Origin of the sequence: Streptomyces sp. NPDC014894 (genome assembly GCF_043080985.1) — a bacterium.
GTDB lineage: Bacteria > Actinomycetota > Actinomycetes > Streptomycetales > Streptomycetaceae > Streptomyces.
Genome location: NZ_JBIBWD010000009.1, coordinates 125,461 through 147,505, shown reverse-complemented (window position 1 = coordinate 147,505; position 22,045 = coordinate 125,461). Strand labels below are relative to the sequence as shown.

General features: G+C 72.2%; 19 protein-coding genes and 1 riboswitch. Of the genes, 2 read left to right on the top strand and 17 right to left on the bottom strand.

Annotated elements, in window-relative coordinates; genetic code table 11:
* Positions 1-2: 2 nt before the first annotated feature.
* Positions 3-157: riboswitch (cyclic di-AMP (ydaO/yuaA leader) on the bottom strand.
* Between the two features lie 531 nt (positions 158-688).
* The gene (locus ACF089_RS22315) at positions 689-1,501 is read left to right on the top strand and encodes a tyrosine-protein phosphatase (protein ID WP_392029162.1); all 813 of its coding nucleotides are present in this window, start codon (positions 689-691) and stop codon (positions 1,499-1,501) included.
* 191 nt (positions 1,502-1,692) lie between these two features.
* On the opposite strand, the gene ACF089_RS22310 is transcribed toward ACF089_RS22315, so the two are convergent.
* From ACF089_RS22310 to ACF089_RS22230, 17 genes are all read right to left on the bottom strand, one after another.
* Entirely contained in the window at positions 1,693-1,851 is a 159-nt protein-coding gene (locus ACF089_RS22310; RefSeq protein WP_392029160.1) for a DUF6126 family protein, read from the bottom strand.
* 14 nt (positions 1,852-1,865) lie between these two features.
* Positions 1,866-2,486, bottom strand: coding sequence for a helix-turn-helix domain-containing protein (locus ACF089_RS22305; protein WP_392029158.1), 621 nt, complete (start codon positions 2,484-2,486; stop codon positions 1,866-1,868).
* A gap of 165 nt (positions 2,487-2,651) precedes the next feature.
* Positions 2,652-4,196 carry an aspartate aminotransferase family protein gene (locus ACF089_RS22300; RefSeq protein WP_392029156.1) on the bottom strand — a complete coding sequence of 515 codons (1,545 nt, stop codon included), beginning with the start codon at positions 4,194-4,196 and terminating at the stop codon, positions 2,652-2,654.
* Between the two features lie 103 nt (positions 4,197-4,299).
* Positions 4,300-5,322, bottom strand: a complete 1,023-nt coding sequence (gene hpnH, locus ACF089_RS22295) for an adenosyl-hopene transferase HpnH (RefSeq protein ID WP_392029154.1) — start codon at positions 5,320-5,322, stop codon at positions 4,300-4,302.
* A 5-nt stretch (positions 5,323-5,327) separates the two neighbouring features.
* Positions 5,328-6,062, bottom strand: a complete 735-nt coding sequence (locus ACF089_RS22290; protein ID WP_392029152.1) for a 1-hydroxy-2-methyl-2-butenyl 4-diphosphate reductase — start codon at positions 6,060-6,062, stop codon at positions 5,328-5,330.
* A complete protein-coding gene (shc, locus tag ACF089_RS22285) occupies positions 6,062-8,197 on the bottom strand; it encodes a squalene--hopene cyclase (protein WP_392029150.1) in 2,136 nt (711 codons plus the stop codon). Before shc ends, ACF089_RS22290 begins: the two co-directional genes overlap by 1 nt.
* Before the next feature lie 175 nt (positions 8,198-8,372).
* Entirely contained in the window at positions 8,373-9,440 is a 1,068-nt protein-coding gene (locus tag ACF089_RS22280; protein WP_392029723.1) for a polyprenyl synthetase family protein, read from the bottom strand.
* A 38-nt stretch (positions 9,441-9,478) separates the two neighbouring features.
* Positions 9,479-10,864 carry a hydroxysqualene dehydroxylase HpnE gene (hpnE, locus tag ACF089_RS22275; protein ID WP_392029148.1) on the bottom strand — a complete coding sequence of 462 codons (1,386 nt, stop codon included), beginning with the start codon at positions 10,862-10,864 and terminating at the stop codon, positions 9,479-9,481.
* Positions 10,865-11,114: 250 nt separating this feature from the next.
* Positions 11,115-12,053, bottom strand: a complete 939-nt coding sequence (gene hpnD / locus ACF089_RS22270) for a presqualene diphosphate synthase HpnD (RefSeq protein ID WP_392029146.1) — start codon at positions 12,051-12,053, stop codon at positions 11,115-11,117.
* Positions 12,054-12,061: 8 nt separating this feature from the next.
* Positions 12,062-13,051, bottom strand: coding sequence for a squalene synthase HpnC (gene hpnC / locus ACF089_RS22265; RefSeq protein ID WP_392029144.1), 990 nt, complete (start codon positions 13,049-13,051; stop codon positions 12,062-12,064).
* Positions 13,052-13,516: 465 nt separating this feature from the next.
* Complete coding sequence (locus ACF089_RS22260) at positions 13,517-14,302, bottom strand: ABC transporter ATP-binding protein (RefSeq protein WP_392029142.1); 786 nt, start codon at positions 14,300-14,302, stop codon at positions 13,517-13,519.
* Entirely contained in the window at positions 14,295-15,224 is a 930-nt protein-coding gene (locus ACF089_RS22255; protein WP_392029140.1) for an ABC transporter permease, read from the bottom strand. The genes ACF089_RS22260 and ACF089_RS22255 overlap by 8 nt, the downstream gene beginning before the upstream one ends.
* 102 nt (positions 15,225-15,326) lie before the next feature.
* On the bottom strand, positions 15,327-16,178 hold the full coding sequence (locus ACF089_RS22250; protein ID WP_392029720.1) for a glycosyltransferase family 2 protein: 852 nt from the start codon (positions 16,176-16,178) through the stop codon (positions 15,327-15,329).
* A 35-nt stretch (positions 16,179-16,213) separates the two neighbouring features.
* On the bottom strand, positions 16,214-16,996 hold the full coding sequence (locus ACF089_RS22245) for a CDP-alcohol phosphatidyltransferase family protein (protein WP_392029138.1): 783 nt from the start codon (positions 16,994-16,996) through the stop codon (positions 16,214-16,216).
* Positions 16,974-18,035, bottom strand: coding sequence for an iron-containing alcohol dehydrogenase family protein (locus ACF089_RS22240; RefSeq protein ID WP_392029136.1), 1,062 nt, complete (start codon positions 18,033-18,035; stop codon positions 16,974-16,976). Before ACF089_RS22240 ends, ACF089_RS22245 begins: the two co-directional genes overlap by 23 nt.
* Positions 18,023-18,775 (bottom strand): sugar phosphate nucleotidyltransferase, encoded by a 753-nt coding sequence (locus tag ACF089_RS22235; protein WP_392029134.1) that lies wholly within the window; start codon positions 18,773-18,775, stop codon positions 18,023-18,025. Before ACF089_RS22235 ends, ACF089_RS22240 begins: the two co-directional genes overlap by 13 nt.
* Complete coding sequence (locus ACF089_RS22230) at positions 18,772-20,586, bottom strand: DUF5941 domain-containing protein (protein WP_392029717.1); 1,815 nt, start codon at positions 20,584-20,586, stop codon at positions 18,772-18,774. The genes ACF089_RS22235 and ACF089_RS22230 overlap by 4 nt, the downstream gene beginning before the upstream one ends.
* 268 nt (positions 20,587-20,854) lie before the next feature.
* On the opposite strand from ACF089_RS22230, the gene galE reads away from it, so the two are divergent.
* Positions 20,855-21,838: a UDP-glucose 4-epimerase GalE gene (gene galE / locus ACF089_RS22225; protein ID WP_392029132.1), complete on the top strand. Its 984-nt coding sequence runs from the start codon at positions 20,855-20,857 to the stop codon at positions 21,836-21,838.
* Positions 21,839-22,045: the final 207 nt, after the last annotated feature.

Sequence of the window (22,045 nt, the reverse complement as noted above, 5' to 3'; positions counted from 1 at the left end):
GCTGTTCCTCTCCGGCGCCTGCGAGGTGAGCTGTCGGGTTCGGGCTGGAGATGCCCGGCCGCACTCGTCGTACGGCTTCACCCCGAGCCGTCCGGAAATCCGGGCCGGCGTACTTCCTGGGTCCCCCGCTCCTGCCACGCTGTGATGTCCGATGGGAGTTCCGGCCGGCGGCAGGATGAGGCGGTCCGCCCGGATGGCCGTGACCGTAGACGAGCCGCAAGGAGCGGAACAAGCCGTTCCGCAGTCGGCGGATGATCCACAGAGGGGCGCGGGGAGCCCTCCCGGTCACCCTCCGTGGAGACCGGATCCCCAACTCCGGTCCCGGCGTCGCGATTGCCGTCCGGGCCGCCGCCACGGACCGTCACCACTATGATCCTGCTCACCGAGCAGGCCCCATCTCCCCCTGAGCCGGGGCACGTTATATCTAACGACTCATTTCGGTCAGAAGTGATGAATAACCCCGTGCGGGCGGCCCTGACCAGCGCTCCGGAGCGGTCCGGCCCGGCGCGTATCGACGCAAAGCGCGATCATGTGGATCCGGGCGCCGGCCGACGGCCCGCGACTCGCCCGAACCCCTTCCCCGAACGCCGGTCGGAGAAGATGATTGCCCCTGGAATCAATGTCGTATCGTCAAGAACAGGCCATCGTCGGCGAGCAGCGCCGGCGCCAATGACCCTCAGGAGACTTCGTGACGCAGCAGCTGCCGCAGGTCCCGTCGACCGAGCCCGAGCTGGTCGGAGTGCGTAATTTCCGTGATGTGGGCGGGCTGCCGACCGCGGACGGCGGACGGACCCGGTACGGGCGGCTCTACCGCAGCGGGCATCTGGCCCACGCGACCGAGAGCGATGTCGTCTTTCTGACCTCGCTGGAGCTGCACACGATCTTCGATTTCCGCAATGCGGCCGACATCGGGCTGGAGGGGAGCGACGCCGAGCTGCCCGGCGTGCGGAATCTGAATCTCCCGCTCAGCGATCCGGCCGACGGCGTGGAGTTCTGGAAGATGATCCGCGAAGGCGAGATCGACCAGCTGCGGTCGCTCCTGGGCGACGGGCAGGCGGCCCAGCGGATGAGGGACTCGTACCGGGTGCTGATCACCCGGCGGACGGACGAGCACAGCCGTATCCTGCACGCGCTCGCGGAGGACAGCGTGCCGGCGCTGATGCACTGCGCCGCCGGGAAGGACCGCGCGGGGCTCTCGATAGCGATCGCCCTGCTCGCGGTGGGCGTCGAGCGGGAGGCGATCGAGGAGGACTACCTCAAGTCCAACGAGCCCTCGCGGCGGTATCTGGTGCGCCGCGGCAACAGCTCGGAGGGCGGGATGTCGCAGGAGGTGATGGAGCTGCTCGGTCCGCTCTTCGACGCGCGTCTGGAGTATCTGCACGCCGCGTTCGACACCGTCCAGGAGAACTGGGGCACCACCGAGCGCTATCTCACCGAGGGGCTGAAGCTCGACCCCGGGACGCGAGAGCGGCTGCGCGAGCGGCTCGTGAGCGAGGGCTGAGACCGGACCGCTCCCCCGCGCGGCGGGGAGCCGGCCGTCTCGCGGGCCCCGCGTAAGGGCCCGCAGCCGGCGGCCGGGTCCGGCGGCCGGGGCCGGGCCGGGCGGGGGCGCCCCGGGCCGGGCCGGAAGGCGGTGGCCGCACGGCCGGGGGCTACGCCGGGGGCGGTGCGGCCGGGGGCTCCTCCGAGGGGCTACTTGGCGCCCATCTCGAACAGCAGGTAGAGGAAGCCGGCCAGGATGTGGCCCGCGATCAGATAGGCGAAGAGCCGGACGATCATTCCCGTGGGGAACTTGCTCTCCTGCTTGCCCTTGGGCTTCTCGGGCACGGGTGCCGCGGTGTTCTCGGACATGACAGTCCTCGCTTTCAGGCGTGCGGATGGAGTTCGGGGCTCTGGAGCAGGGTGTGGACGAACAGCATCTCCGCGCCGTCGCGGGAGGCCGCCGCGAGCCGGTGCGGGGTGAGCGAGTCGAAATGGGCGCTGTCCCCGGGGCCCAGCTCGTGCACGGCCTCGCCGAGGGTGAGCTTCAGACGGCCGTCGAGAACGTAGATCCACTCCTCGCCCGGGTGCACTCGCACCAGGTCGCCCTGGGCCCCGTAGGGCACGAGCAGCCGCAGCGCCTGCATGGCCCGGCCCGGGGAGCCCGCCTGGTGGTAGGTCCACCCGTCGGCGGAGGCCGGTTCCCGGCGGCCGCCCCGGATCACCGGGTCGGGCTCCGCCGACAGCTCGCCGAGCAGCTCGGCGATTGCCGTACCGTAGATTCTGGCGAGGGAGAGCAGCATCGGCAGCGAGGGCTGCCTGCGGCCGGTCTCCAGCCGGGACAGATGCGCGGGCGAGAGGCCCGCGCGATGGGCGGCGGCCTCCAGGGTGAGACCGCGGCGGCGGCGCAGCTCGCGCAGCCGCGGGGCCACGTCCGCCAGCTCGGCCGGGAAGTCTCCCGCAGGAGACCGAAGGTCCGGGGGATGGCCCCCGGGAGGACTCTGCATGAGTCCATTGCGCCAGGAAACTACCTCTGAGGCAAATTTCTTGCCTCAGAGGCAAAAATCGCCTCCGGCGCTGCTCACAGGGCCGCGCTCGCACACCCCCGCAGCCGCACGCACGCTCGCGGGGCCCCGTTCACGGCAGTGCGCGCCCCGGCCGGGCGGCGCGCCTCAGGGCCGGTCCGCGGCCGCCTGGCGGATCAGGGTGCGGCCGAAGTCCCACATGAGCCCGCCGCCGGAGTGGGCGTCGTCCATCACGGAGGTGAAGGCCGTGACGAAGCGGTCGACCTCGCGCTCGCCGATGGTGAGCGGCGGGATCAGCTTGATCACCTCCAGCCGGTCGCCGGAGACCTGGGTGAGGATCCGGTGCCGGTGCAGCAGCGGGACCACCACCATCTGGGCGAAGAGCCCCTTCCGGGCCGCCTGCAGCATGGTCCAGCGGCCGCGCAGCTTCAGCGATACGGGCCGGCCGAACTCGATGCCGGTCATCAGCCCGCGCCCGCGGACCTGGTGCAGGAACTCGTAGCGGTCGACGAGCGCCGTGAGCCGGGTGCGCAGCAGCTCCCCGGTGACGCGGGCGTTCGCCACGAGCTGTTCGTCCTCGATCACGGAGAGCACCGCGAGGCCGGCCGCCATCGCCTGCGCGTTGGAGCCGAAGCTCGCCGAGTGGACCAGCACCCGGTCCATCGAGGAGTAGACCTTGCGGAAGATCCAGTCCTTGCCGAGGGCGGCCCCCACCGGGACATAGCCGCCGGAGAGCGCCTTGGCGACGCACACCAGATCCGGTTCCACCCCCTCCTCGTGCTGATGGGCGTAGAAGTCGCCGGTACGGCCGAGGCCGGTCTGCACCTCGTCCGCGATCAGGAGCGCCTTGCGGCGGTGCAGCAGCTCCCGGGCGGCGCGCAGAAAGCCGGGCGGGGCCTCGTGGACGCCCTTGCCCTGGATCGGTTCGACGATCAGCGCGGCCACATCGCCGCGGTCCAGCTCCCGCTCCAGCGCGCCGAGGTCGCCCAGCGGTACGGCGGTGTCGGCCAGCAGCGGGCCGAATCCGTCCCGGAAGCCGGACTCCCCGTTGACCGACAGCGAGCCGGCGGTCAGCCCGTGGAAGGCGTGGTCGCAGTAGAGGATCCTGGACCTGCCGGTGGCGCGGCGGGCGAATTTGAGGGCGGTCTCCACCGCCTCGGTGCCGCTGCTGGTGAAGAACACCCGGTCGAGATGGGGGCTGTGGGCGAGCAGCTTCTCGGCCAGCAGTCCGGGCAGCGGCTGGCAGTCGAAGCGGGTGAGGTCGGCGAGGGAGAGGTCGAGGACGTCGTGCAGCGCCTTCCGTACGACGGGGTGGTGCCGGCCGAGGCCCATCACCCCGAAGCCGGAGAGCATGTCGAGGTAGTCGTCGCCCTCGGCGTCCCAGAAGTAGGCTCCCTCAGCCCGTTCGTAGACCTTGTCGAAGCCGAGCGTGTGGAGCATGCGCGGCAGCTGGTGGTTGAGATGACGGGTGTGCAGGTCATAGCGTTCCGAGCCGCGTTCGGCGAGCAGCCGGGCCAGGTCGAAGCCCGACGGGTCGGCACGCGGTGCGCCGCCGCGCGCCGGGCCGGCAGGCGATGCGTCCGTACGCGATACGTCCGTACGGGGCGCGTCGGTACGGGGCGCCTCGGCGCGCGGCGGGTCGGTGCGCGCCGGGGCGGTGTGGAGTGCGTCGGTGCGCGGCGGGTCGGTCATGCCTCGTCTCTCCTGGGCTGGTCCCCGGGCGGGGAGGGCCGGTGAGGGGGGTGGGTGCGACGGGCCGCGGCAGGCCGGGCCCGTCGCACCGGCGGTCGCCGGCTCAGCCCCGGCCGCCGGACACGGTCTCGCGCGCCGCCCGGAGGGATTCCTTCAGGGAGCCCATGGTGGCGAGGACGGCGGTGGGCTCATAGCCGCAGTGCGCCATGCAGTTGGCGCAGCGCGGGTCCTTGCCCCGGCCGTACTTCTCCCAGTCGGTCTCCTCGATCAGCTCGCGGTAGGTGGGGACGTAGCCGTCGCTCATCAGATAGCAGGGGCGCTGCCAGCCGAAGAGCGAGTAGTTGGGGATCGCCCACGCCGTGCAGGGGAAGTCCGCCTTGCCTTCGAGGAAGTCGAGGAAGAGCGGTGAGTGGTTGAGCCGCCAGCGCCGCCGGTTGCCGCCCGCGAAGGATTTGCGGAACAGCTCCCGGGTCTGCTCGACGCCGAGGAAGTGCTCCTGGTCGGGCGCCTTCTCGTAGGCGTACGCGGGCGAGATCATCATCTCGTCCACCTGGAGGTCGTCATTGAGGTAATTGAGCACCTCGATGACGGTCTGCGGGGTGTCGGTGTTGAAGAAGGTCGAGTTGGTGGTGACCCGGAATCCCCTTTTCTTGGCCTCCTTGATCGCCTCGACCGCCTCGTCGAACACCCCCTCCTTGGCGACCGATTCGTCGTGGCGCTCGCGCAGTCCGTCGATGTGGACGGCGAACGCGAAGAACCGGGACGGGGTGAACTTCTCGATCTTCTTGCGGAGCAGCATGGCGTTGGTGCAGAGAAAGACGTACTTCTTCCGCTCCACCAGCTGGCGGACGATCTCGTCGATCTGCGGGTGCATCAGCGGTTCGCCGCCCGCGATGGACACCATCGGCGCTCCGGACTCCAGCACCGCGCCGACCGCCTGGGCGACCGGCATGCGCTGCTTCAGCACGCCGGCCGGATGCTGGATCTTTCCGCAGCCCTCGCATTTGAGATTGCAGGCGAAGAGCGGTTCGAGTTCGACGATGAGCGGAAACTTCTCGCGCTTGCGGAGTTTCTGTTCGAAGAGGTAGGTCCCTACCCGGATGGTCTGGCGGAGCGGCATGGCCATCTAGCTCACCTCCAGGGGAGCAGCAAAGAACGGTGCCATTCATGGAACGCGGGAAGGACGGAACGAAGAACACGGAAGGCCGATATTCCACCGCGTACTGTGCCGAGACGGACCAGCTCATGCTCAGGAGCGTCCACGATCACCCGTACGGCCGCAATCGGACGGGGTCCGGCGCGCAGCGCGGTCAGCAGGGTGGCCGCGCTCTCCATGTCGGCGGCGATCGCGCCGGTGGTACGCAGCAGCGCGCGCTCGCGGCCGCGTACGACATGGTCGGCGCCGGTCAGCGGGCCGGTGTGGACCCGGCGGCCGGGGAGGGCGCGGGAGAGGGCCGCGGCGAGCCGTTCGGGGTCGGTGCAGACGGTGACGCCGTCGAGGTGGCGGGTCTCGGCGGCGACCACGAGGTCGCCGGGGCGCATTCCCCCGGCGAGCCCGGCGCAGAAGCCGGACGCGATGACCGCCGCGTTCCGCATGCCGTCGTCGTCCAGGGCGGCGCGGACGGCGCGCTCCGCGTTGCGCGGGCCCATGCCGGTGCGGAGCACGGTGACCGGTCCGGGCGGCGCGCCGGGGTCGGCGGACGCGGGCGCGCCGCCGTTCCGGACCGCGCCGTTCGGGACCTCGTCACTCCGGACCGCGCCGTTCCGGGCACCGCCGCTCCGGCTCCCGCCGCCCAGCAGGGCGAGTCGCTCGATGCCGAGCGCGCAGACGATCAGGAGCGGTCCGGGTCCCCGGGGGGCGGGCATCAGCTCCCCTGACGGCAGGCGGTGGGGGCGGGATGCCCGTGCACATACCGTCCGAGCGCGGTGAGCGGGAAGACCTGCCGGTAGAGGTGGTAGTTGATGGAGAAGTCCCAGGGGAAGCCGGTGCCGGTGAAGTACGGCTCGTCCCAGGAGCCGTCCGGCAGCTGGGTCGCGGCCAGCCGGGCGACTCCCCGCTCGACCGCCGGGCTCCCCCGCTCCCCCGCGGCGAGCAGCGCGAGCAGCGCCCACGCGGTCTGGGAGGCGGTGGACTCGCCCCGGCCCTCCCACTCCCGGTCCCGGTAGGAGCGCAGATCCTCGCCCCAGCCTCCGTCGTCGTTCTGTACGGAGGTGAGCCAGCGGACCGCGCGGCGGATCGCGGGGTGCGCGGTGGAGATCCCGGCGGCGGTGAGGGCCGGGACCACCGACCCCGTGCCGTAGACGTGGTTGACGCCCCAGCGGCCGAACCAGGCCCCGCTGGGCTCCTGGTGGGCGAGGAGCCATTCGATGCCGCGCCGGGCGCGGGGGTGGTGGGCGCGGCCCTCGTGGGCGAGCATCTCCACCACGTGCGCGGTGACGTCCGCCGACGGCGGGTCGATGACCTCGCCGAAGTCGCTGAAGGGCAGTCGGCCGGGGAAGGGGCTGGTGTTGTCGGCGTCGAACGCGCCCCACGCTCCGTCGCCGGACTGCATGCCGAGCGTCCACCGCCCGGCGCGGGCGATCGCCGCCTCGACCCGGGCGGGCTCGGGATGGCGGACGCGGCGCAGGGCGAGGATGACTTCGGCGGTGTCGTCGATGTCGGGGTAGTTCTCGTTGTGGAATTCGAACGCCCAGCCGCCGGGGGCGAGATGGGGCCGGCGCACCGACCAGTCGCCGGGGCGCACGATCTCCTCGCCGAGCATCCAGTCGGCGGCCCTCACCAGCGCCGGGTGGTCGGCGGGCAGCCCCGCGTCGGCGAGGGCGACCGTGGCGAGGCAGGTGTCCCAGACCGGCGACTGGCAGGCCTCGACCATCCGGGCGCCGTCCTCGCGCCAGACGGTGAAACGGTCCAGCGACTCCAGGCCCGCCCGCATGACCGGGTGTCCGATGTCGTAGCCGACCAGGTGCAGGGCGATGAGGGAGTACACGGCGGGGGGCTGGATCCCGCCCCAGCAGCCGTCGTTCTCCTGGCGTTCGACGATCCAGCGGGTGGCCGCCTTCACCGCCGCCCGGCGCAGGGCGCGGGGCACGGCGCGGTGGTAGCGGTGCAGCACCCGGTCGGCGCGCTGGAAGAAGCCGTTCCAGCTGGTCGCCGGGGCGAGGGGCTTGGCCGGGTTCGGATCGCGGTGGTCGGTGTGCAGCTCGTCGAGGGCGAACGGCGCGGGCTTGACGGGGCGCTTCGCCGAGACGATGGTCAGCGGCACGATGGTCTGGCGCGCCCAGCAGCCGAAGTCGTAGATGTTCAGCGGGAACCAGGACGGCAGGAAGATCAGCTCGGGCGGGATCTCGGGGAGGTCGTCCCACTTCCACCAGCCGAAGAGCGCGAGCCAGATCCGGGTGAAGACCCGGCTCTCGGCGACTCCGCCGCGATCCCGGATCCAGGCGGACGCCCGGGACATGTGCTGGTCGTCTGGCCGGTCCCCGGCGAGCCGGAGGGCGACGTACGCCTCGATGGTGGCGGAGAGGTCGCCGGGGCCGCCGAAGAACGTGGCCCAGGTGCCGTCCTCGCGCTGCTCGCCGCGGATGAAGCGGGCCGCGGCCGCGGTGACGCGGTCGTCCGGGATGCCGAGGAACTGGCGCATCAGGAGATCCTCGGCGTCCATCGTCACATTGGTCTCCAGGGTCCCCTTCCACCACCCCTGGGGATCCTGTCTGCCGAGCAGATGCTCGATCGCCCGGGTGACCGCGCGGGCCGCCGCGCCCGCCGCCCCGGCGCCGGGCTCCTCCGTGGCGACTCCGGGCTCCGCCGTGCCGGGGGGCCGGTCCGCCAAGCCGGGACCGGCCGCGCCGGACGCTTCCGCCGTGCCGGGGAGCGTCGCGGCGCCCGCGTGCGCCGCCTCCGCGCCCACCAGCTCCACGGGCGGGTGGAGATAGATCTTCTCGTCGGCGGTCGCCGCCCGGCCCTGCGCGGACCCGCCGCTTCCATCAGTCGTCGCTGTCATGGCTTCCCCTTACGTGCAGTGGTGCGTGGTGCGCTGCGGTGCTGGGGGTGTCCGTCGGCCGGCGTCCGGTTTCCCGGTCGCCGGCCGGCGACTGCGATTCATATGGAAGACATGATGGGCGTGGCCGAAGGGGTGTGTGTCACCTCTTTCACGAGAATCGTGACCGGGGCCGCGTTCACCGCTTGCGGACCACGACGAAGTCGGCGAGGGCCACGAGCTGCGCCCGGACCGTGTCGGGGATCTCGACGCCGTCCAGCGCGGCGATCGCCACGGCGTGCTGACGGCGGGCCTCCTGGGAGGTCCACTCCCGGCCGCCCGCCTCCTCGATCAGGGCGGCCCGGACGGCGAACTCCTCCTCGGAGAAGCTGTCGAAGTCATTGCTCTTGGCGTCGGCGGCGAGCAGTTCGCCGAGCCGCCGGGAGGCCGGTCCGCCCTCGGCCAGCGCGGCCACGACGGGCAGGGACTTCTTGCGCTGGCGCAGATCGCTCCAGGTCTGCTTGCCGGTGCTGACCGGGTCGCCCCAGATGCCGAGCAGATCGTCGACGGCCTGGAAGGCGAGACCGAGGTGGTATCCGTACTCCTCCAGGGTGTCGGCGGTGCGGTCGTCCGCTCCGCCGAGCACCGCGCCGATGGAGACGGCGCAGGCCAGCAGGGCGCCGGTCTTGTTGCCCTCCATCTCCAGGCACTCCTCGACGGTGACCCGCTCGCGGTGCTCGTAGGAGATGTCCTGGGCCTGGCCGTCGATCAGCTTGCGGGTGGCGGCGGTCAGCCGGCGGGTGGCACGGCCCGCCTCCACGGTGCCCAGCTCCAGCAGCACCTCGTTGGCGAGGGCGAAGAGCGCGTCGCCGACGAGGATGGCCTGCGCGGGGCCGTGCACCTTCCACACCGTGTCGCGGTGGCGGCGCTGCTCGTCGCCGTCCATCAGATCGTCGTGCAGCAGGGAGAAGTTGTGCACCAGCTCCACCGCCACGGCTCCGGGGACGCCGACCTCGGGGGCGGCACCGGCGGCCTCGGCGGAGAGCAGCGCGAGCGCCGGGCGCACGGCCTTTCCGCCGTCGCCGTCGGCCGGCCGGCCGTGGGCGTCGATCCAGCCGAAGTGGTAGGCGGCGACGGTGTTCATGGGGGACGCGAGCCGGTCGACGGCGGCACGCAGCTCCGGCGTCGACAGGGCGCGTCCGCGCTCCAGCAGCGCGGCGATGTCCACGCCCGCTGCGGTGTCATCAGCCGGGTTCGCCGAAGGCACAGTCGGCACGGTCTCTCCTCTTGTTCCGGTACTCGGGCTCACGCCGCCTCCTTGAGCGGATGTTCGTGGGGGCGGCCGAGAGCACGGAGCGCCGCGTCGGCCGCGGTGAATCCGCTGCGTACGGCGCCTTCCATGGTCGCGGGCCAGCCGGTGGCGGTCCACGCGCCCGCCAGATACAGGCCGGGGGCTCGGGTGGCCGCGCCGGGGCGCAGTCTGCCGACGCCGGGCGCGGGCGCGAAGGTGGCGGTGCGCTCGCGGGTGACGAAGAAGTCCCGCACCCGGGCGTCGCGCGTGGGCGGCAGCAGTCGCTCCAGCTCGGGCAGATAGCGCTCGCGCAGCTCGGCGACGGGCGCGTCGATCTCGTCCTGGGCGGCGGACTGCGACAGCGCCAGATACTGGCCTTCCGCCAGTCCGGACGCCTCGGTGCGGTCGAAGACCCATTGGACGGGGCTGCCGAGCGCGGCGAAGAAGGGGCGGCGCAGCACCTTGCGGTCGTAGAGCACGTGGATGTTGAGAATGGGCGCGGTGCCGATGTCGAGCAGCCGGTCGGGGTCGGCGAGGGCCCCTTCGGGCAGCAGGGCGTGGGCCTCGCGCTGGGCGACGGCGAGGACGACGGTGTCCGCGGTCAGGGTCTCGCCGTCGGTCTCGACGCGCCAGCCGCGGCCGTCGGCCTCCGGGTCGCGGGCGAGGCCGCGGACCCGGACGGCGGTCTCGACGCGCACCCCGGCGGTCGCCAGGGCCTTGCGGGCGAGGGTGTCGTGCAGCTCGCCCAGCGGGACCCGGGCCCAGCCGATGTCGGCCGCTCCGGGGTCGGAGAGCAGCCCGGTCTTGAAGACCATGGCGGCGAGCCCCATGGAGGTGTCCGGCGCGGTGGCGTTGAGCGTCGCCACGCCGACGAGGTCCCACAGGGCCTCGATGGTCCTCGGGGACTGGCCGTGGCGGCCGAGCCAGGTGGCGAAGTCGATGCCGTCGAGCGCGGGGTCGGCCGGGTCGAGCCGGCCGAGCGCGAGGGCGGCGCGGCCGACGGACGCGCGTTCGGCGAGGCTGAGGTGGGGGTAGCCGGCGAGGCTCGCCGCGAGGTGCAGCGGTACGGGCAGCGCGGTGCGGCGCAGCCGTCCGAGCCTCGGCCGGGCGCGCCCGACGTCGAGTACGGGGACGTCGAGGCGGTCCTGGACGGGGGCGAGCGCGGTGCCGCCGATCCGCTCCAGGAACCAGCGGTAGGCGGTGCAGCAGCGCAGATAGACGTGCTGGCCGTTGTCGACGGTCAGCTCGCCGCGCTGGAAGGAGAAGGCGAGCCCGCCGAGGCGGGGGCGGCTCTCCAGGAGCCTGACGGCGACGCCCGCGCCGGCGAGCTGGAGCGCGGCGGTGACTCCGGCGAGTCCGCCGCCGACGACCACCGCCCGCCGGGTCCCGGTGCCGGTCATACGGCCTCCTCCCGGGTGCGTACGGCGTGCGTGGCGTATACGGAGCGGGCGGCGTGTACGGAGCGGGCGGCCGCGAGTGCGGCGCACCGGCCCGGGGACACGGCGTACGGGCCCGTGACCGGGGACACGGCGCGTACGGCCGCGAGCGCCGCCGGCCCGGTCCCGGTCGCGTGCGCCCGCGCGCGTGGGCGCCCGCGAAGGAGGGCCGCCGGGCCGGAGCCGGAGCGGCCGCGAAGGTACGGAAGGTCCATCACGCACGCCCCCTGAGGCTCTGCCGGCTGATGTGCCGGGCGTCCAGGCCCGACAGGCCGCGGACCGCGACATACGCCTTCTCGCGGCCGGGCAGCGAGACCCGGCCGCGCAGCACGGCCTGCGGGTCGCGCTCGATGCGGTCGAGGAGCCTGCGGTAGATCCCGGCCATCGCGGCGACGCAGGCCCCGCTGCGCCGGTCGAGCATCGGCAGCAGCCGGTACCCCTCGGCGAAGAGGGCGCGGGCGCGGCGCACTTCGAAGTGGACGAGGCCGGCGAAGTCGGCGCCCGGCGGGGGGCTCGCGGTGCGGAAGCCCTCGGAGCAGCCGAACTTGGCGAGGTCGTCGGCGGGCAGATAGGTGCGCCCGTGGCCGGCGTCCTCGCGGACGTCCCGCAGGATGTTGGTGAGTTGGAGCGCGAGCCCCAGGGTGTCGGCGTACTCGGCGGCGCGTTCGGCGCCGCGCGCGCCCTCCTGGGTGCCGAACACGCCGAGCGAGAGCCGTCCGATGGCCCCGGCGACGCACCGGCAGTACGCCTTGAGGTCGTCCCAGGTCTCGTAGGTCTCGCCGCGTACGTCCATGAGGACGCCGTCGATCAGCTCGTCGAGCCCGCCGAGCGGCAGCGGGAAGCGGCGCGCGGTGTCCGCGAGGGCGACCGCGACCGGGTCGGTGTCGTCCTCGGCGACCTCGTCGCGGCGGACGCGCTCCAGCAGTTCCCGGGTCGCCGCCAGGCGGTCCCCCTTCTCGGCGGGCTCCAGCCCGCCGTCGCCGATGTCGTCCACGCGCCGCGAGAACGCGTACAGCGCGGACATGGCCTGCCGCTTGTCGGGCGGCAGCAGTCGGATGCCGTACGCGAAGTTACGCGCCTGCTGTCCGGTGACGGCCTCGCAGTAGCTGTACGCGGCCTGTACCGGTGCCGGCATCTGGGTCGTTTGCTCCATGGTCCGGCTCACCTCTCTTTACGCGCTCTTCGCAGGACGGCTCCCGTTTCACGCAGCAGTCGCGTCCTGGCGGGTCTGGGTGGTCCGGGCAGTACGTCGTGTCCGGCGGACCTGATCGCGGCGAGGGCTGCGTACCCTCCCGCGACGAATCCGGCGAGCAGCAGCCGCAGCCTGCCGTCGACACTGCCCACCAGCGGCGCGCCCTCGTCCAGCAGACGGCGGGCACGGTCCGCCTGGTAGGCAACGAGGGCGCGCACGGAAGCGTTCCCGGTCGGGGCCGTGAGATCGGCCTCGGTGACGTGGAAGCGGCGCATGTCCTCGGCCGGGAGGTAGATCCGGCCGGCGGCGAGGTCCTCGGCGACGTCCTGGAGGTGCTCGACGATCTGGAGCGCGGTGCAGACGGCGTCCGAGCGGCGCAGGCGTTCGGGGCTCATGGCTCCGCCGACCTGGAGGACGAGGTTGCCGACGGGGTTGGCGGACAGCTCGCAGTAGGCGAGGAGTTCGTCGTACGTCTCGTAGCGCGTCACCCGCTGGTCGCGGCGGTTGGCCTCGATCAGGCCGAGGAAGGGCTCGATGGTGAGGGAGCGGGCGCGCACGGTGGGCCGCAGCGCGCGCAGCAGGGGGTGCCGGGGCTCCTCGGCGGCGCCTTGGCGGTCGCTGTCCGCCGGGGGCCCGGTGCGGTCGCCGGAGCGGTCGCGGGGCCCGGCGAAGACCCGGCGCAGATCGGCCTCGAAGGCGTCGAGCAGGATCAGCCGGTCGTCGGCGTCGGCGGGGTCGACGCCGAGCAGCCGGGCGTCGGCTCCGCCGGGGGCGAGGTCGCCGTCGCCGATGTCGTCGACGAGCCGCGCGTAGCCGTAGAGCGCCATGAGGTCCTCGCGCGCGGCGCGCGGAAGGAAGAAGGGGGCCACGGAGAAGTTCTCGGCGGTGGCCTTGTCGAGGGTGCCGCGCGCGCCGGGGTCCGCCGGGACCGCTGTGCGCGCCGACCGGTTCGCGGTCATCGGTGGCTGCCAGGTGCGGGGACGGCGAAAGCCTCGCGGGGCTGGAGATTTTCGATCATTGCCGTCACATCTCCCGTTCTACACTGCCGATCCAATCCATCCTATTTCGGACACGCCGCCGGTCGTCCCGACCGCGCGAGGTCCGTCCGCCGGGCCGGGCATCGGGGGCGTATCGCCCCACTTGCCGTGATTCCGCACCGGTCCAGCTTACGTTGCGCGACATCCGGGCATGCGTCCGGGCATCGCGGTCCCTGCAAGAGCGCCGCACTGGCGGTCAACCTTCCCTCATGGCCCCGGGCTTGTTCTCCGCCATGACGTTCCGGGGCCCGTATCGCCGTGGTGACGGCCGATGCGCGGCCGTCATGTGGGAGGACGCGATAAGGCCCCCGCCCGGATGTCACAGCGGGGGCCTCGATCGGGACCGGCGTCCTCGCCGGCCCCCTCGGTCTCGTTCCGGCGGTGTGACTACTTGCCGGTTTCCTTCTCGTACGCCTTGAGGACCTCGTCCGTGGGACCGTCCATCAGCAGCTCGCCCTTCTCCAGCCAGAGCACCCGGTCGCAGGTGTCCCTGATCGACTTGTTGCTGTGGCTGACCAGGAAGACCGTGCCCGCCTCCTTGCGCAGCTCGCGGATGCGGGCCTCGGAGCGGATCTGGAACTTGCGGTCGCCGGTGGCCAGCGCCTCGTCGATCATCAGGACGTCGTGGTCCTTGGCGGCCGCGATGGAGAACCGCAGCCGCGCGCCCATTCCGGAGGAGTAGGTGCGCATCGGCAGGGTGATGAAGTCGCCCTTCTCGTTGATCCCGGAGAAGTCGACGATGGACTGGTAGCGCTCGCGGATCTGCTCGCGCGTCATGCCCATGGCCAGTCCGCCGAGGATCACATTGCGCTCGCCGGTCAGATCGCCCATCAGCGCGGCGTTGACGCCCAGCAGCGAGGGCTGGCCGTCGGTGTAGACCTGGCCGCGCTCGGTGGGCAGCAGACCGGCTATGGCCCGCAGCAGCGTCGACTTGCCGGAGCCGTTGGTGCCGATCAGTCCGATCGCCTCGCCGCGGTAGGCGGTGAAGGAGACGCCGCGCACGGCGTGCACCTCGCGTACGCCCCGCTGCTGCTCGCCCTTCTTCCGCCGCAGGATCCGGCTGAGCGCGGCGGTGGCGCTGCCTCGGCCGCCGCCCGCGCCGTGCACCCGGTAGACGATGTGGACATCGTCGGCGATGACGGTGGGGATGTGCCCCGTGTTGTTCTCAGCCACGGCCATACCGCTCTTCAGCCTTCCAGAAGTACACGAAACCGAAGACGCCGAACGCGATCGCCCAGCCCAGTGCGAGCCCCCAGACATGGTCCGGGAGATTGTCGGAGGTGTAGCCGTCGATCAGCGCGAAGCGGATCAGGTCCATGTAGACGGCGGCGGGGTTCCACTGGAGCAGATCGGTGATCCAGGCCGGCTTGTCCTTGAGCATCAGCGGGATGGAGAACATCACACCGGACGCGTACATCCAGGTCCGCATGATGAACGGCATCAGCTGGGCGAGGTCGGGCGTCTTGCTGCCGAGCCTGGCGACGATCAGCGCGAGACCGGTGTTGAAGACGAACTGGAGCACCAGCGCGGGGATGATCAGCAGCCAGGACAGCGAGGGATAGCTGCCGAAGCCGATCACGATCAGCAGCAGCACCACCATCGAGAACAGCAGCTGCTGGAGCTGCTGGAGCGCGAAGGAGATGGGCAGCGAGGCGCGCGGGAAGTGCAGGGCCCGCACCAGACCGAGATTGCCCGAGATGGCCCGGACGCCCGACATCACGGAACTCTGGGTGAAGGTGAAGACGAAGACACCCGTGACCAGGAACGGAACGAAGACTTCATCGGACATGCCGTCCTTCGTCCCGAGGATCAGGCCGAAGATCAAGTAGTAGACCAGCGCGTTGAGCAGCGGGGTCACCACCTGCCACAGCTGGCCGAGCTTGGCCTTGCTGTACTGGGCGGTCAGCTTGGCCTGCGAGAAGGCCAGGATGAAATGTCGCCGGCCCCACAGCTGGCGGACGTACTCGGCCAGTCCCGGGCGGGCGCCGCTGACCGAAAGACCGTGCTTGGCGGCGAGCTGCGCCGGGGACAGACCGTCGTCGGCCGATGGCCGGGCGGTCATCGCGATCGCACCGTCATGGGATGTGTCACTCACAAGGGGATACTTTCGTCTTCGAGATGCGCGGCAGTGGGGGCGCGGCTCCGGGTCCTCGCCGGAATCCCGGAGTGCGCCCGGAGCTCTCAAGGCCCAAGCTTGTCAGATCACAGGAGGACGGCCCAGTCGGGTGAGCCTCCACACAGTCCGCCACTTCATCGGGCGGCGGGGTCCGCACGGGGTCCGCCAGCCTTCGGCGAACCCGCCCAGCCAGGCTTTCAGCGCCGCCGCCGGGGGACGGCGGACCAGGGTGAGCAGCACCCAGACGGCGAGATAGACCGGCACCAGCGGCGCGGGCAGATTGCGGCGGGCCAGCCAGACCCGGTTGCGGGCCACCATCCGGTGGTAGACCGCGTGCCGGGAGGGGACCGTCGTCGGGTGGTGCAGCAGCAGGTCCGAGCGGTAGTCGATCATCCAGCCCGCGTCCAGCGCCCGCCAGGCGAGATCGGTCTCCTCATGGGCGTAGAAGAACTCGCCGGGCAGCGGGCCGACCTCGGCGATCACCTTCGTCCGTACGGCGCTGGCGCCGCCGAGGAAGGTGGTCACCCGCGAGGAGCGCAGGGGATCGGAGGCGCGCAGCCTCGGGACATGGCGGCGCTGGGTGACTCCGGTGTCCGGATCGGCGATCCGGAACGAGAGGATGCCCAGCTCGGGGTCGGCGGCGAAGGCCTCGCGCACCAGCTCGGCGGTGCCGGAGCCGGGGAGCAGTCCGTCGTCGTCGAGGAAGAGCAGGGCGTCGACCTCGGCCCCGGCGGGCCCGAAGGCCTCGATGCCCGCGTTCCGCCCGCCGGGGATGCCCAGGTTCTCGGGCAGCTCGACGGTGCGGACGCCGGCGGGGAGGCCCGCCCCGGCGACGGGGGCCCCGTTGCCGACCACGACGACCTCCACCCGGTCGCCGTCCTGCCCGGCGACCGAGTCCAGCAGGGCGCGCAGATCATCGGGGCGGTCGCCCATGGTGATGATCACGGCGCCCAGCTTGAGGTCCGCTGTCACTTCAGCCTGCTGGAAGCCAGGATCGACACCAGGTGGAGCAGGGTCTGGACGACGGCGATGCCGGCGAGGACCGCGATGCCGAGGCGGGTGAAGAACAGCCCGTCGCCCTGGACGGTGTCGAGGACCGCCATCACCAGGATGAAGAGGCTGGCCTCGATGCCGCCGACGAGCCGGTGGAACTTGAGGGAGGCGGCGGCGCGGCGGGCCAGCGCCAGACCGGAGGAGCGGGGCACGGAGGCCTCGTCCTTGACGGCCGGCAGTCCGCTGCGCTGGCGGGCGACGTCGACCAGGTCGGTCTCGGCCTTGATCAGGATCGCGCCGAGCGCGGCGACGGTGCCGAGGAAGGCCCAGAGCCACTCGGGCCGGCCGTCGCCGAAGGCGTCCGCGCCGCGGATTCCGAAGCCGACCAGCAGGGCGGCCTCGCAGATGTAGTGGCCGATCCGGTCGAGATAGACGCCGGTGATGGAGGTCTGGCCGCGCCAGCGGGCGACCTCGCCGTCCACGCAGTCGAGGAGCAGATAGATCTGGAACAGCACGACCGCGAGGATCGCGCCGGTCAGTCCGGGGACCAGCAGAGCGGCGCCGCCGATGACTCCCACCACGATCATGAGGTGGGTCAGCTGGTTGGGCGTGATTCTGGTGTTCACCAGATACGGGTCGACGTGCAGCGAGATTTCCCGCATGTACAGACGTCCGGCCCAGTGCTCGCCGCTTCGCCGGTCCTTCACTCCCTCCGGGTGAACGACCGGGCGGAGTTCAGCTACGGATGGTCTTGGCATAGTCGGCGTACGCGTCCCTGATCTGGTCGGTGGTGAGGTCAAGGTGCTCGAGGACGGTGAAGCGGCCCGGCCTGGTCTGCGGGGCGTACTCCACGGCCGCGACGAACTCGTCGGCGGAGAAGCCGATTTCGGCGGGCAGCACGGGCAGTCCGTGCCGGCGCAGCACTTCGGCGAAGAGCCCGGACTCCTCGTGGGCTCCGCGCAGATGCATCGCGAAGGCCGCGCCGAGTCCGACCTGTTCGCCGTGGCTGGCGGCGCGCTGCGGATACAGCAGGTCGAAGGCGTGGCTGATCTCGTGGCAGGCGCCGGACGACGGCCGGGTGTCGCCGCTGATCGACATGGCGATGCCGGTGAGGACGAGGGCCTCGGCGAGCACGGTGAGGAAGGCGTCGTCCGCGACGGTGCCGGGGTGGCGCAGTACGGACTCGCCCGCCGTGCGGGCCATGGCGGCGGCGAGTCCGTCGATCGGCTCGCCGGTGACGCGGTGGGACAGCTCCCAGTCCGCGATGGACGAGAGGTTGGAGACGGTGTCGCCGACGCCGGAGCGGATGAACCGGGCCGGGGCGTCGCGGATCACATCGAGGTCGATGACCATGGCGATGGGCGTGGGGACGCCGTAGGAGCCGCGGCCGTTGTCGTTGTCGAGGGTGGCGACCGGGGAGCAGATGCCGTCGTGCGCGAGGTTGGTGGCGACCGAGACCATCGGCAGGCCCACCCGGGCCGCCGCGTACTTGGTGACGTCGATGATCTTGCCGCCGCCGAGGCCGACCACCGCGTCGTACCGCTGGCCCTTGATGGCGTCGGCGAGCCGGACGGCGGAGTCGATGGTGCCGTCGGCGACCTCGAACCAGTCGGCGCCGGGCAGCGCGGGCTCCAGCTTCTCGCGCAGGGCCCGCCCCGAGCCGCGGCTCAGGGCGACGGCGAGCTTGCCGGAGGCGGAGATCCGCTGGTCGGCGAGGAGGCCGGCCAGATCGTCCAGCGCTCCTCGCCGGATGTCGACGACGACCGGCGAGGGGATCAGCCGGGTCAGTACAGGCACGCGATCTCACGGCCCTTCGCGAGGTCGTCGTGGTTGTCGATCTCGACCCAGGGGACGTCCCCGATGGGGGTCGTGTCCACGGTGAAGCCGCGGTCGATCAGCTCCTGGTAGCCGTCCTCGTAGTAGAGGTCGGGGTCGCGCTCGAAGGTCGTCCTCAGGGCGTCCGCCAGTTCTTCGGCGGCCTCGGGCTCGATCAGGGTGACGCCGATGTACTCGCCGGTCGCGGTGGCCGGGTCCATCAGCTTGGTGATCCGCCGTACGCCGCGGCCCTCCTCGGTGATCACCTTCATCTCCTCGTCGGCGAGGCGCTTCACCGAGTCGAGGGCGAGGATGATCTTCCGGCCGCCGCCCCGGGCGTCGAGCAGGGCGCGCTCGACGGAGACGGGGTGGACGGTGTCGCCGTTGGCGAGGATGACGCCCCGCTTCAGGACGTCACGGGCGCACCACAGGGAGTAGGCGTTGTTCCACTCCTCGGCCTTGTCGTTCTCGACCAGGGTGAGCTTGAGGCCGTACGCGGCCTCCAGGGCGGCCTGGCGCTCGTAGACGGCTTCCTTGCGGTAGCCGACGACGATCGCGGCCTCGGTGAGGCCGATCTCGGCGAAGTTGGCGAGGGTCATGTCGAGGACGGTCTTGGAGACGCCGTCCCGCTCGGGGCCGACGGGCACGAGGGCCTTAGGAAGCGTGTCGGTGTAGGGGCGAAGACGCCGTCCGGCACCGGCGGCCAGGACAAGGCCGATCATGCGGGTTCTCCTTCGTCATGTACGGCGGGCGCCGCGGAGGACACCCAGAAGCGGATGCTCTCCACCAGCACCACGAGTGCGACGACGACGGCCAGGGCCGTCAGCGCGGTGGTGAAGTCGGTGGCGGCGATCAGGGCGGCCAGGAGCGCGACGACCAGGATCCGGCCCTCGTGTCCGCCGATCACCCGCACCAGCCACCTCGGGGGCGCTCCCGTGCCCCCCCGGATGCGGTAGACCGTGTCGTAGTGATGGTAGGCGACCGCGGACACCAGGCCGAAAGCCGCGGGCAGGGCCCCGTCGGCGCGGGCGGCGAGCGCCAGGATCGCGCCGTACTCGGCCGCGCGGAAGACGGGCGGGACCAGCCAGTCGAGCGCGCCGCCCAGCGGGCGGGCGACGGCGAGGCCCGAGGTGAGGACGTAGCCGACGGCGGCGATCAGCGGCCAGGGGGATCCGTACGGGCTGAGCGCGGCGGCGGCGACCAGCGCGCCGCCGCCGAGGAGGGCGATGGCGGGCGGGGCGATCGCGGGCAGCCGGAGGGCGAGCGGGCGGCCGGCGCGGGCGACGGCCTCGGCGAGCGGTCCGGAGTCGGCGAGGTCGGCCAGCGCCCGGGCGGCCCGCTCGGTCCTGCGCGCCTTGCGGGTCAGCGAGCGCAGCAGCCGTCCGGCGGTGGTGTAGCAGGCGGCGAAGCCGCAGCCGGCGAGGAGCGCGTAGAAGACGATCCGGGGGGTGGTGAGGGCGGTGAGCACCGCGATCATGGCCCAGCGCTCGCCGATGGGCAGGACGATCATCCGGCGGACCCAGACCGTCCAGCCGACGCTGTCGAGCCGGTCGGAGAGGGCGGCGGTGGGGCTGGTGTTGGAGACCGCGTCGTGGTTGGCCTCGTTGAAGGAGAAGTCCACGACGTGGCGGCAGGTCTGGAGGACCATCGCGCCGAGGGCCAGCGCCCACACGTCGTCGCCGCCGCGGGCCGCGCCGAGGGCGAGGCCCGCGTAGTAGGCGTACTCCTTGGCCCGGTCGAAGGTGGCGTCGAGCCAGGCGCCCATCGTGGAGTACTGGAGGGAGTAGCGGGCGAGCTGCCCGTCGGTGCAGTCCAGCACGAAGGAGACGATCAGCAGCGCGCCGGCCGCGACATAGCCGCCGCGGGTGCCGGTGGCGGCCGCGGCAGCGGCGATCAGCGCGACGATCAGCGACGCGGTGGTGACCTGGTTGGGGGTGAGGCCCCGGCGGGCGCACCAGCGGGCGATGTAGCGCGAGTACGGGCTGACGCAGTAGGTGGTGAAGAAGCCGTCGCGGGCCTTCACGGCGGAGCGCAGCCGTACGGCCTCGTCGTCGACGGCGGCGACGGCCTGCCGGGCCTCGTTGCGGGCCTGGGGGTCGCCGGGGACGGTCGCGACGAGGGATCCCAGCTCGGGCCGGTGGACGGCCGGTCCTTCGGTCTCGACGGTCCGGGCGAGGAGGTCGGGGAGCACGGTGTCGGAGGCGACGGCGGCGCCCCCGGCCGGGGTGTCGGCGCCGGCCGCGGCGGCGAGCGCTGCGGTGAGGGCCGCCCGGCCCGCGGGGAGCGCGGTCAGCGCGCCGGGGACGGCGGCCACCGGGAAGCGGGGGTCGGTGAGCGCGAGCCGCAGGGAGTGGACGTGGCCGACGAAGCGCGCGTCCACGACGGCGACCCGGTCGGCGGCGGGGACGGCGGCGATCAGCTCGGCGGTCCGGTCGGCTCCCGGCGAGACGCGTACGTCGAAGCCCAGCGACCGCAGATCGCCCTCGAGCGACGATCCGGGCACGGGCGGACCGGTGAGGATGGCGGTCGACAGACGAACTCACTCCTTGGAACCGAGGGTGTGGGTGCGCGGCGGCTCGGCCCGTCACGCGGGCGGCACGTCGGCAAGCTTCGGCAGAGGCTATCGGATGCGCTCAGAGGGGAGTTCACTGGCCGTTTACGCCCCGATCGGGCACCGGTCGCCGTGACGGAACCCTTGTGGAGGGCCCAGCCGGAGATCATCATTGTCGATCAGTGCCCCGGCCCACAAACCGCCCCCCGTCGGCCGACCCGTTCCGCGGGCGGGGCCATAGGCTGGCGGTATGACGTGGCTGATCACAGGTGGAGCGGGTTACATCGGCGCGCATGTGGCGCGGTCGATGACAGAGGCGGGTGAGACGGTCGTCGTGCTGGACGACATGTCGTCCGGCGTGGCCGAGCGGCTGCCCGAGGGGATTCCGCTGATCCGGGGGGAGGTACTGGACCGGGAACTGCTGGATCGCACCCTCGGCGAGCACGGGGTGACGGGGGTGATCCATCTCGCGGCCAAGAAGCAGGTCGGGCAGTCGGTGGAGCAGCCGCTGCTCTACTACCGGGAGAATGTGCACGGTCTGACGGTGCTGCTGGAGGCGGTCGTCAAGGCCGGGGTGGACAAGTTCCTCTTCTCCTCGTCGGCGGCGGTGTACGGGGTCCCCGAGCTGGAGCTGATCCCGGAGTCGGCGCCGTGCGTCCCGATCAATCCCTACGGCGAGACCAAGCTGGCCGGGGAGTGGCTGGTGCGGGCCGCCGGGCGGGCGCACTCGCTGTCGACGGCCTGTCTGCGGTATTTCAACGTGGCCGGCTCGGCCCGTCCCGAGCTGGCGGACACCGGGGTGTTCAACATCATTCCGATGTTCTTCGACCGGATCACCCGGGGCGAGGCGCCGAGGATCTTCGGCGACGACTATCCGACGCCGGACGGCACCTGCGTCCGGGACTACATCCATGTCGCGGATCTCGCCGACGCCCATCTCACGGTCGCCCGGAAGCTGGCCGGGCGGCGGGGCGCGGGGGATCTGACGGTGAACATCGGCCGCGGCCGGGGCGTGTCGGTGCGGGAGCTGGCGACCCTGGTGGGCGAGGTCACCGGGCGCCGGGTGGAGCCGGTGGTCGAGCCGCGCCGCCCGGGCGACGCGGCGAAGGCGGTCGCGTCGGTCGGTCTGATCAGCGAGGAGCTGGGCTGGTCCGCCTCGCGCGGGGTGCGCGAGATGGTCGAGTCGGCGTGGGAGGGCTGGTGTCTGCGGCACCCGGAGGCCCGCGCGCGGTGAGGTGACGTCCCAGGGCGCGCCGGCCCCCCGTCGGGGGGTCGGCGCGCTGTGTGTTTTCCGGCCGGTTCCGACTGGCCGAAATGATCTCGTACCGCGCTGACCTGCGCATCGTTTCCGCAGGTCAGGCGATATGACAACGGTGTTCAGTGCCGTGTTGCCCATACCCCCCACCCGTAGTTCACTGAGATCGGGACCGAACCGATTTTC